We start from the raw sequence: 11,350 nt of genomic DNA, 5'->3' as shown, positions 1-11,350 counted from the left end.
ACTGCTCACCGGTGTCTGTCATCGCCCACCCTCTTCGTCAGACCGACGCAGCGATCATTCCACGACGGTGATCGCCCACACATGGCTATGCGTAAAGCAGGCGGCTCCGTTCTACTGCGAACGCCGCGAAGCCGCCGGCGAGCTCGTAGCTGATGGCCCGGCGATGGCAACCGATGGAGTGCAGTTTGGCCTGGCCCGAACCGAGGATCGTGGTGTTGAGGTCGCCCAGCAGGGCGGGCAGCCCGGCGACCACGGGGAGGTTCGCGCCCTGGCGGTACCGGTTCGTCTCCGCGACCTGCTCCCGCACCCGCTCCGCGGCGGCGGTCGGCGCGGACGGAACAAGACCCGGGGTGGCCAGAGAGGATGAGGGAGGAACGGCGCGGCGCTGCCGGCAGCGCCAGCATGGAGCACCCACCATGGCACCTCGCGCAGGGAACTCACCAACAGCGGACGGTCGCCTGCCGCCTTGGCAAGATGGACGATCTTCTTCGGCTTGCCCGCCCACTAGTAGTACGAGGCGGCCCGCGAGGCTTCGCCACTTTCGGGCTACAGGTCTCCGAGAAGGCCAGCTGCCTCGGTCTCGTGAGCCCAGCTACCGGTCACTGCACTGTCGGCGAGCCAGCATCGCGTGGAGAGGGCTGCCTCAATGAGGCACAAACAAGGAAAACATGGCCCGCTCCCGTGAAACCCGCACGCGGTCCAATGCGCGGCCACGGCTCGACCCTGTCGAGCGCAACGCCTGTGCCAGACGGTGCTCGTCATCCGATCTACGCAACCAAAGGACCGTCCCGAACGTGCACGGCACGAATGGCGTAGAGCCAGTCGGCTGCCTCTTTGCTGTACTCATCCTTGGCCTGCGGCTCGACGTGGGCGATGGCACCGTCGATGCGAGAGCTCTGCGGCTCCACCAGATCAGGATCCATGGCGATCTGACGCTTGGTCAAGAGGAGAACTAGCAGAGTGGTGGGTCACCGCATCGCCGCGCGCCGCGTTCAGGGCATCGACAAACGCGCCGGAGGCGGCGCCGAGAAGATAGATGACGGCTGGGCGAATGAGGCCTGCATGTCGCTGAATCGCCGTCGCAGGCTCCAGCCCACCGAAGCACCGGGATACGGCTCCATCGGCTCGAAGCCGTGCGCCCGCATCAGCGCCGTGGCCTCGGCCGGATCGGTACGGCGGGCAGCAGCCCGCTGCTCTACGTCATCACCCACCGGGAGTGGAACGCGGTCAAGGTAGGCATCGGCGCCTGCACCGGCTACACCTCCCGGCTCCTGCAGCATGAGCGCCAGGGGTGGGAGCTGTACCGAGCCAGTGACTTCACGACCGGCGCCGCCTACGACGTCGAGCAGGGCGTGCTGGACCGTCTGCGCGGCGCCAAGTTGTGTCCGTTCCTCACCAAGGACGTCATGCCGAACGGTTGGAGCGAGACCTGCTCCACCGACCGCGTCACCGCGGATGAGGTGTGGGCCATGGTCGAGGAGGAGACCCGCCGCGCACCGGACGACTACGCTCCCCGGGCCGGCGCCCGGCCTCGGGCCGCCTTCCTGTTCGACGCGGAAGCTGCTGCCGAGGAGATGCGCGCCCGCGGGTACGAGCCGCTCGTGCCCTACCCGGGCCGTACGAACGCGACCTGGCCCTCACGGTGCACCACGTGCGGGCACGAGGGCCGGCCCACCTTCAACGCCGTACGCAACGGAGGCCAGGGCTGCCGCATCTGCCGCACCAGAGCGGCGCAGGCCAAGCGCGCCACGGCGGCGACCGCCCCCAAGGCGGAGGGGGGTGATGCGGGCGGCAGGGTTCGAACCGCTGGAGCCCTACTCCACCAGTCAGACTCCTTGGCGCTGCCGCTGCACCGCCTGCGGTCGCGAGAGCACCCCCACCTACTCCAACGTCCGCAACGGAGGAACCCGCTGCCGCTTCTGCTCCTCCAAGTCATCGAACGCCGAGCAAGCCGAGACCGAGATGCACGCGGCTGGTTTCGAACCGCTGGAACCCTATCCCGGCCGGACCACGGACCCATGGCACTGCCGCTGCTCCTGCGGGAACGAGGTCATGACGCGTCTGTCCTTCGTCCGGTCAGGAACGACGGGATGTAAGAAGTGCCCTCGGACCGGCGGCCGAACTGATCCGGCAAAGGCTGCTGCCGAGGTCCGCCAGGCCGGGTTCGATCCCCTGGAGACCTACCCTGGCAAAACCACCGACCGGTGGCGCTGCCGCTGTGCGTGCGGGACCAAAGTCACGGTGACCTTGACCGGCATCAGGCGAGGCCGAACCAGGTGCGGGACATGTTCCAAAGACCACACCGACTGATCGGCACGTACCGCAGCGTCCCCCTGAGGGCGCCCGCTCCCCGCCAGGCATACGAGTCACCGGTGTCTGGAGAAACCTGCCGCACTGCAAGAGGACACGTGTTCACCGCCTTGCTCGCCCAGGCCGACGCCGAAGGCGACCTCAACTGGATCGTCTCGGTCGACTCCACGATCGTCCGGGCTCATCAGCACGCCGCCGGGGCCCTTCAAAAGGGGCCCCTACCGGCGAGCCGGACGACCATGCCCTCGGCCGATCCCTCGGTGGACTGACCACCAGGGTCCACCTCGCCGCGGACAGCCTATGCCGGCCACTGGCGTTCGTCCGAACCCCAGGACAGGCCGGTGACGCGCCCGCGTTTCCCGAGGTCATGGCCCGCTTGCGGGTGCCGCGGCCGATCCGCCGACCCAGGACCACCCCGGATGTGGTCCTGGCCGACAAGGCCTACTCGTCCCGCGCAATCCGAACCCCTCTGCGTCGGGCCGGGATTCTGGCGGTGATCCCACAGCCCTCCGACCAGGCCGCGAACTGCAAACGCCGCGGCAGCCGGGGCGGCCGCCCACCGGCCTTCGACCGCGACGCCTACAAACAGCGCGACACCGTCGAGCGGTGCATCAACAAGCTCAAGCAGTGGCGCGGCCTCCCCACCCGCTACGACAAGACCGCCACCATCTACATCGCCGGACCCCACATCGCCGCCATCTTCATCTGGTCGGCAAGATGATCCGAGAGAAACGCCCTAGCCCTGCTCCTCGCCGGAGCGCTGCCCCGTCGCCTTACCCGTGACAGGCCCGAGGAATGTGCTGCCTCGGAAGTCAATATGGTCACCACCGTAGGTGGCTTCGGTAGCACGGCCTCTAGATGGTCCCCCCTCAGGGTTGGAACTGCTTCCGCGGGGCTGCTGTCGGCGCAGGATGGCCATCGCCACCGCGGCCGCCTGGTCAGCGGCCCGCTGCTGGGATCCCGAAGCGTCCGCCTCGTGCTTGTCAGGGTTGGCTCGGTCACTGATCCCCCGGATGACGAGGGAGTCCTGGCCGTTGAGATGGGCAGCGTGGGCGGCGCCGGACCCTTCCATCTCGATGGCGTAAGCATCGTTGTAGTTCACTCGGATGTACTCGGCGAACTCGGACTTGTCGTCAGCTAGGACAACATCACCACATGCGATCGGCTTGAAATGGCAGCGGACGCCCTCCAGATCCCGCAGCGCCGCACGGGCCGTTTGCAGCAACCGGTGCGAACCATTCCACGCTTCGGGCCGGGCGAGGAATCCTTGTGGGGTCTGCTTGCCACCGTGAACGGCGTACACCTTCGTCCCGACCACAACGTCACCGATCGCAACGTCATCTTTGAGGCCGCCCGCGACCCCGATGAACAGGAGCACCTGCGGGCGAAGCCAGCCGACAACCTGTGTGGTGAGCGCGGCGGCGTTGAGGGCTCCCACGCCCAGCTCAGCGATCGCCACGCTCCAGGGCGCTCCCTCGAATCGGCCCTGCTCGACCCGGGTCCCGTCGCCGTGTACGAGCTCCTTGGCGTCCCTCAAATGTTCTCGAACGGCCTCGTACTCCACAGGAAGCGCGGTGAGAATCACGGTTGTGGGCTGGGTATCAAGCATGGACCTATGATATTGCCGCATCAGTGCCAGACACGTGGCGTTGGGCAGGAGGGGTGGGGCTGTGTCGGAACCGGCAGGGGGCATCAGTGTTGGGCAGCTGCTGCTAGTTGAGTACCAGAGCGTCAAGGACGAACAGAAGACGCGTATCGGGTTTCGCGACAACCTGCTCTACGTGACGCTCGCCGTGTCCGCCGCGATCATTGCGGCGGTGGCACAGGCCAAGCAGACGTCCATGCTGCTTGCACTGCCGCCTGTCTGCATCGTTCTGGGATGGACGTACCTGGTCAACGACGAAAAGATCTCGGCGATCGGACGCTACGTACGCAAGGAGCTGGGCCCTCGTCTGACGCAACTATCGGGGTCCAACGGTGAATTTGCCGCCTTCGGATGGGAGGAAGCCCATCGAGGCGATGCGCGCCGTCGTTCCCGGAAGGCGTTCCAGTGCCTGGTGGACCTGACAGCGTTCTGTGTGCTGCCGCTGGCAGGGCTGCTCGTGTTCTGGACCGACCAGCCGAGCGGCGTTCTGCTCATCGCCCTATCAGCGCTTGAGGCAGTGGCGGTGATAGGCCTCGGCATTCAGATCGTGTTGTACGCCAAGGCATCACGCCGCGCGATGTGAACCTCTACCGTTGACCTACCACTCCAAGTGGACGGTTGCGCGGGAGAGAGAAGCGGTAGATGAACAAGACGTTGCCGCCGGCATTGCTGGCGGCTCTGTCCGAAGGGGCCGCCGGGGAAGCCGGACGTCAACTGGTCGACGAACTGGCACGGGCGCTGACACAGGATCGGAACGCCAACCCAAGTGCGCTGGTTGAGGCAGCAGCACACCCCGCACGGCGGGAGGAAACCCGGGCCTGGGTCGGACGTGTGGTGGACCTGCTTTCCACCGACCTCGGCATCGCGCGAACCGTGGCGGAGGCCATGCAGCGGCATACTCCGGGCAGTGTGGGGGCCTGGTATCAAGGGGATCACATCGACTTCCGCGGTTCTGTCTTTCTAGGCGATGTGGTCGGCACCCAGGTCGTGCTCCAGCAGAATGGGAACGCGGGGCCAAGCCCGTGGATGAAACCCGACGACTACCTCCGCGAGGCGAACAAAGGCTCGGTGTACAGCCACCGCTGGCGGCTCGTCGGACGCACGGAGACGATGGACCGCCTCGTGCCGTTTGCCAGGAGTGCGCACGGAGCCATCGCGCTTCTCGTTGGCCGGGGCGGGGTCGGGAAGACCAAGATCGTGACGGCTCTGTGCCAGACGCTGAGCGAAGCTGAGCCCGCCGTCGAAGTACGGGTGCTCGGTGCCGACTCCGACATCAGCTCCGGGATGTTCGGGGAGCTGCCGAACGAAGGCAGTCTGCTGGTCGTCATCGACGACGCGCACAACGACACCCTCCCCTTGGAGAAGATCGTCTCCGGCGTTCGGAGCGCCAACCCATCGGCCAATGTGCTGCTGTGTCTCCGCCCTTACGGCCTAGCCCACGCCCGGCGGGCTCTGTCCTGTGCAGGGACCCACATGAGCGACACCACTCAGGTTGAGATCGGTGACCTGGAGTTCGAAGACGCCGTCTCCCTAGCTGGCGAGATCCTGAAAGAAGAGGTACGACTCCACGCGCCCCGACTTGCTACATCGGCACGGGATTGTCCACTGTTGATCGTCACGGGCGCGGCGCTGATCAACAATGGAGAGCTGGATCCCCGAAGGTTCGAAGGCGACGAACAACTCCACCGAGAACTTACCGACCGGCTCGCCGAAGCGCTGACGACCGCTCCGTCAGCCGGACAGGTGCCACGAGAGCTGCTGTCCGCTCTCGCCGCGTTCCAGCCGGTCCGCCTCGCAGAACCAGAAGTCCAAGGTTCGCTGGAGGCGCTGACCGGGTTGCCGTACGACGTCTCAGCTCCGCACTTGGAGGCATTAGAAGAGGCGGGGGTGATCCTCCGGCATGGCACCACCATACGTCTGGTCCCCGACCTGTTGGGGGACGCCTTGCTAGTCAAGGCAGCCCTCCATCGCAGCACAGGGCTGCCCACAGGCTACCTCGCCAAAGCCATGGAAGCCGCTGAGGGCAGCGCCTTGGCCAACCTAGTGGTGAACACCGGTCGCGTGGACTGGCAACAAGGACAGGGCGCCGGCGCCGGCGTGCTGATCGAACCGCTGTGGCAGGGCATCACTGCGGCGTTCCATTCTGCAGACGCACGCGGTCGAGTGAGCTTGCTGGAGATGGTGAAGGAGGTTGCCTTCTATCAGCCCCAGCGGACTATCGACCTGGCTAATTGGGCGGTGGAGAATCCTAGCGACTCCGTCACCGGGGACGTCGGCTTCGGGATGATGCACACCTGGACCAACACAGCCGTACATCACGCCCTCGCCGACGTCCTCCAAGCCGCCGCGCGCTCGCTGGAGTCCCTGCCACAAGCAGCCACGCTTCTTTGGCGCCTAGGATGCGACGACCAGCGTCCCCTCAACCAGTACCCCTCGCATCCTTTGCGCATTCTGGAGAAACTGGCCGGCTATACCCGCTGGGGCCCCACCAAGTACCAACATGCCCTCGTCAGCCAGGTCGAACGGTGGCTCGCCCGCTCACCCGATACCGCCACTATTCATCAGCCGTTGAGCGTGCTGAGCCCTCTGCTGGAGACCGAGGGTTATGACGAATTGTGGACACCAGCTACCTGGTCTCTGACCTTCCGTCCCTACGTACTGGCCCCAACCAGCGGGGTCCTGAACCTGCGCGGCCTCGTGCTGGACCTGGCGTTCGAAGAATTGGGGCACCCGCAGCTCGTACGCGCCTCGGCAGCCAGCTCCCTGATCGGCGAGGCCTTCCGCCTGCCACATGGCACCTTCAACCTGTCGGTCACCGACGCGATGCGTCAGCCGTGGTTCCCACACCTCGGCAGCACCATCGAACGTCTACATCAGTTCATCCTCCAGCGCACCCTGCCACCATCAATTCTGGTCACCGTGCGCACAGAGGTCCATTGGCTCGCGAGATATGGGCCCGACGATCTGCGCCAGCATGCCCAGGACCTCCTGAGCTCGATCCCTACTTCACCGGACAACGAGCTCGCGCGGGCGTTGCATGGCGGACCGGCCGACCCAACTGTCCATCCAAACCGATCAGACTGGCACGCGGCGCAAGACTCGCTGTTCCAAGATGTGATGGCCACACTGTCCGACTGGACAGACGATCAGATCGCCACTCGTGTCAATGTCTTGCTGAGCGAGAACGAAGTGGTATTCGGTCCGGACACGGGCAAGTCCCGACGGTTCATCTGGATACTCGTCATCAATCGTCCGGCCGTCGGTGAAGCTATCTGTGAGCAGGCCATGGCTGCGCCCGATCGTGTGCCGGCATCGCTTGTGGAAGTTGCTCTGGCTGCGATGGGGCGCGCCGCCGGCGACCGCGCGGTCCACTGGGGCCGCACACTCATGGGCTCAAAGAACACGGGACTAACACGGTCGGTGGCACTGGCGTTTGGTGTCCAGCGTGGTCGCGACGAACTGTTGGGTGGCGAGGGTGAGCTGCTCCGGGCACTCGCCGCCCACGAAGACACAGTTGTGCGCAGGGCGACCGTTGGCGCCGTGCACCTCATCGCTACGCAGCACAAGGACCTGGCCATCGAACTGCTCACCGCTTCACCCGTAGTCGAGACAGCGGACCTCGACGCGTTCGCTATGGCCATCTCGGGCCCTCCGTTCAGCGCGCTGTCCTGGTCCGATCTCTCTCAGGACCAGCAGAAGGCCTTTCTCACAGCGCTCGCCACGGCATCGTCCATCGACAGCCACGAAGTCGGTCGCTTCCTTGCAGAGCTCGTCAGCACTGAGCCTCTCACCGTCATCGAACTACTCGAAGCCAGAATCGATTCCTCGCCATGCCAGGGCCGGGGCTACTCCCCCCTGCCCTTTCAGTGGAATGACACACCGCCGTTTCGCGGGCACGACGACTTCCCGGCCCTACTGCGACAGGTCCGCGACTGGATCGCAGCCGATCCGGACTCAACTTACCGACGCTGCCTGGGAGCTGACCTCTTTGAGCTTGTCGCCGGGCCTTACGACGCCCAGGTCACCGAGGTAATCGAGGAGTACTTCCACGACGGTGACCTGGTGAAGGTCACGATCGCTGCGGACATACTGTCTAAGGCTGACAGGACGATTGTCTGGGACATTGACTTCGTACGCCGCTGTCTGCGGGCTGCGGACCGACACGGAGACGCCAGCCTGGAGAGAGTGAGAGGCGCCTTGCACGCAGCCGCCATCACCGGAATGCGTTCCGGAACGCCTGGACAGCCCTATCCCGAGGATGTCGAGCAGCACACTAAGGCCACGGAGCTGGCCGACAGCTCTGCTGGGGGTAGCGTCGAGGAGCAGTTCTATCGCGACCTCGCAGCCTCCGCCCTGCGCCTTATGCAGCGGGATACGGATGATCTACCTCCGGACGGCCGTGCCTGGTGAGGGCCAGGGCTATGCCGTCATTTCTCACACCGCATCAAAGGTGAGACGAGAATGAAGGCTACGTCGTAGGACTGACGGTTACGACGTAGCGGTGTCCGCGCCACGCTACCGCTTGAGGCGGGTGAAACATTGTTCCATCCGCTCGGCTGCCACGCCGGACCAGCTTAGGGGCAGAGTCGGCCCTGAGGGATGGTATAGCAGCGAAAGCCTACTGACAGCATGGTCCTGCTCGCCAAATAGCGCCGCCTGCCCGGCGAGCCAAGCGAGACTTCCCTAACGGACCCGGGTACCGAGGAGACCTCGCCGTGCTAGGACGAGGTCGGTGCGCTGGTTCACCTCGTCGGCCGGGCCGACGAGGTGAACCAGTCGATCTGAACACGGGAGGCTGAACTCTCCTGCGGCCGCCATCAAGCGCCAGTCCGCCAGGACCGGTGCAGCCCCGCCCGCGCGGGGCTGCACCGGTCCTGGCCCGCGCCAGCCTGCCACCTCACCCGTCCGGTCCCGATCACGCTCATTCTCTTCCACCACCGCCGAAGCATGACCCGATCCGGCACCTTCACACCAAGATCCGGAGCATTTCCGGATCAGACTCGGTCACAGGGTTCCGCGAACAACCATTTTACCTGGTCAGCCTAGGTGTAGGTGCTGTACCACCAGCACTCGAAGAACCTGCTGTTCCCTGAAAACGGGAAAATCAGGCGGCTTCCCAGAGGCCTGCGTCCAGGATCCGGGCGGCTTTGGTGATGCTGCCCGGCATCAGGTGCCGGTAGGTGCGGTACGTCTCTTCGATGGACTTGTGGCCCATCCACTCCGCGACGTCGGTGATGGGGATACCGTTCCCGAGTGCGTTCGATGCGAAGTAGTGCCGGAAGCCGTACATCCCCACCCCCTCCTCCGGCGGGAGGTCCGCGAAGCGTTTCCTCACCCGGCGCCGCTCCATGCCCTCGGTGAAGTAGCCGCCCGGGCCCCGCAGCAGATAGCCGTCCTTCGTGGTGCCGTGCTTGGCCTCGTACCGTTCGATCGCTTCCCGGACCGACCGAGGCAGGGGCACTTCCCGGAACTCCCCCGCCTTGCGGTGCTTCAGCTTCGCCGGCTTCAACGTGTTGGAGTGAATCTGCTCGCGCACCCGGTACACGTCCTGCGCCACGACGTTGTTGACGTTCACCGCCCGCGCCTCGCCGTTTCGCAGGCCGCATCCCGTCATCATGGCGATCTGCAGCGCGAGGTCCTCATCGGCTACGGTCAGTGCCTTCTTCACGTAGGTGAGGGATGGGATGGTGACCTGCTCTCGTACGTATTCCGGTTCCTGGACACCCTTCACCGGATCGTCGGCCATGGCCCCCTTGGCATAGGCGTCGCGCAGGATGGTCTTGAGAACCCGGAGAATGTTCACCTGGTTCCCCCGGCCGACCCCGTCGCTCTCCATCTCGTCCAGGAAACGCTCGACCACCATCGGCGTGACCGAATTCAGCTTCCTTGCCCCCAGGCGAGGAACGATGTGCACGTTGATCGAGCTGTCGACATGCCAGCCCGTGGAGTAATCCGTCATCCTGCGCTGCCGAGGCCGCCACTGCTTCGCGTACTCCTCCACCGTCTGCTGCCCCAGCTCGCGGCGGGCCGCCGCCACCGACGGCGCCGTGGTCTTCTTCTCCGCGTACAACTGCGTGAGGCGTTCGATCGCGTCGTCCTGCGTGCCGTATCCGGACTCCTCGCGCTGCTTGCCGAGCGCATCACGGAAGCGGATCGAGTACGGGTGGGGGCAGCGGGTGGGCTTCGCGCAGCCGCAGTCCTTGAAGAAGGACCCCATGCCGCGGGCGAGCTGTCGGGCCATGTGTCGCACCATCCGTTCCAGCCCAAGAACCTGCTCAGGCGCCGCACTGTCGGTCGCAGGTCAGCAAGCGCGGACACGTCCGGGACGCATGCTGACCGTTTGCTGACCTGAGGGGGGCACATGATGCCCCTGACCTGCGGCGACGCCAAATAGTCAGATCTTGGACTTGAACAGAGTGCGCAGCACTGTGGACTCCTCTGAGACGGCTCCCTGCCTGCTTTGTGCAGGTCAAGGGCGGGCTCGACCTTACACCGACGTCCCCGTCCGATGTTTGTGAGGAACATCGCTCCGGTCCGGCGATTCGGGTCCCCACCTGGGCTCTCCCGCCGTCATCGACGCTTGTTCAGTCAATCCCTTGGGAACGCCCGGCGACTCACGCTGACCGAATGCTGACTTACCTGATGAGCCATCAACCCTGCGGGAACCTTTCCGCACACACTGACGACGTGCGTGCACGCGTCACCGACCTGTCGGGCACCGACGCCACCCCGCTTCGTGGAGAACGGTCCCTTTGGCCGTCGGCCGGTCGACGCCGGGCCGCCCCGGAAGCCGGATCGCCGCCAGCCGCCCGCCCGAGATCCCCGGCAGCGTGGAACTCGCGAATGACGGCTTCGCACCCGGCACCCCGGGATCCGGAGGTGCGGTACGAACCAACCCAGGCCGGCGGCACGCACACCGCGAGGCCAAGCACACCACCGCGATGCTGTGGCAAACGCCGCTGCAGAGGTGCGCCAGGCCGGGTTCGAGCCCCTGGAAACCCCTCCCGGCAAGACCACCGACCAGTGGCGCTGCCGCTGTGAGTGCGGAACCGAAGTGCCGCCTACTTACTGTCCGGTTCAATCGCAAACATGCCCGGCTGAGGCTCCAGGAGAACGCGCCTTCGCGCAGTTGAAGTCCTGGCGGCTACTTCGGCGAGCCAGATGTTCCACCCGCCGCATCGGCACCATCGTCCAGGTCGTCCACATGCTACTGACCTGCGACTATTCAGGATGAAAGAGGCTCTTTGAACCCATCCAAGAAATAGGACCGTTGTGGGAGGAGCCGCCCAGGCGAGGCTTGCCACTCGCGTGAGGGAGCGGGCCGTGGGCGCCGATGCGAAGCTCTGGTTGGGGACACTCATGCCATAACGAACCGCATTCGGAGCTGAGTTCAGC

Annotated in this window: 7 protein-coding genes and 2 pseudogenes; 5 read left to right on the top strand and 4 right to left on the bottom strand. The window is 65.4% G+C overall.

Annotated features, from left to right (window positions below; all coding sequences use genetic code 11):
- Positions 1-85: 85 nt before the first annotated feature.
- The gene (locus tag ACZ3OF_RS03390) at positions 86-418 is read right to left on the bottom strand and encodes a hypothetical protein (protein ID WP_467302429.1); all 333 of its coding nucleotides are present in this window, start codon (positions 416-418) and stop codon (positions 86-88) included.
- Positions 419-767: 349 nt separating this feature from the next.
- Positions 768-944 carry a hypothetical protein gene (locus ACZ3OF_RS03385; protein ID WP_467302427.1) on the bottom strand — a complete coding sequence of 59 codons (177 nt, stop codon included), beginning with the start codon at positions 942-944 and terminating at the stop codon, positions 768-770.
- Between the two features lie 189 nt (positions 945-1,133).
- Between ACZ3OF_RS03385 and ACZ3OF_RS03380 the strand changes: the two genes are divergently transcribed.
- Together ACZ3OF_RS03380 and ACZ3OF_RS03375 are read left to right on the top strand one after the other, a co-directional pair.
- Entirely contained in the window at positions 1,134-2,096 is a 963-nt protein-coding gene (locus ACZ3OF_RS03380; protein ID WP_467302425.1) for a hypothetical protein, read from the top strand.
- A gap of 312 nt (positions 2,097-2,408) precedes the next feature.
- Positions 2,409-3,031, top strand: a pseudogene (locus tag ACZ3OF_RS03375) (IS5 family transposase); the annotation flags it as partial.
- Positions 3,032-3,046: 15 nt separating this feature from the next.
- Here ACZ3OF_RS03375 and mtnN read toward each other — a convergent pair.
- Complete coding sequence (mtnN, locus tag ACZ3OF_RS03370) at positions 3,047-3,919, bottom strand: 5'-methylthioadenosine/S-adenosylhomocysteine nucleosidase (RefSeq protein ID WP_467302423.1); 873 nt, start codon at positions 3,917-3,919, stop codon at positions 3,047-3,049.
- 61 nt (positions 3,920-3,980) lie between these two features.
- On the opposite strand from mtnN, the gene ACZ3OF_RS03365 reads away from it, so the two are divergent.
- Together ACZ3OF_RS03365 and ACZ3OF_RS03360 are read left to right on the top strand one after the other, a co-directional pair.
- Positions 3,981-4,538, top strand: a complete 558-nt coding sequence (locus tag ACZ3OF_RS03365) for a hypothetical protein (RefSeq protein ID WP_031004315.1) — start codon at positions 3,981-3,983, stop codon at positions 4,536-4,538.
- A gap of 59 nt (positions 4,539-4,597) precedes the next feature.
- A complete protein-coding gene (locus tag ACZ3OF_RS03360) occupies positions 4,598-8,365 on the top strand; it encodes a hypothetical protein (RefSeq protein ID WP_467302420.1) in 3,768 nt (1,255 codons plus the stop codon).
- A gap of 694 nt (positions 8,366-9,059) precedes the next feature.
- Here the strand turns inward: ACZ3OF_RS03360 and ACZ3OF_RS03355 are convergent.
- Positions 9,060-10,172 carry a tyrosine-type recombinase/integrase gene (locus ACZ3OF_RS03355; protein ID WP_467302835.1) on the bottom strand — a complete coding sequence of 371 codons (1,113 nt, stop codon included), beginning with the start codon at positions 10,170-10,172 and terminating at the stop codon, positions 9,060-9,062.
- A gap of 885 nt (positions 10,173-11,057) precedes the next feature.
- On the opposite strand from ACZ3OF_RS03355, the pseudogene ACZ3OF_RS03350 reads away from it, so the two are divergent.
- A pseudogene (locus ACZ3OF_RS03350) lies at positions 11,058-11,189 on the top strand (IS5/IS1182 family transposase); the annotation flags it as partial.
- Positions 11,190-11,350 lie beyond the last annotated feature (161 nt).

This window comes from Streptomyces sp. NPDC022552 (assembly GCF_055561875.1).
The sequence above is the reverse complement of the archived record's forward strand: the minus strand, read 5'-3'. Positions and strand labels throughout refer to the sequence as shown.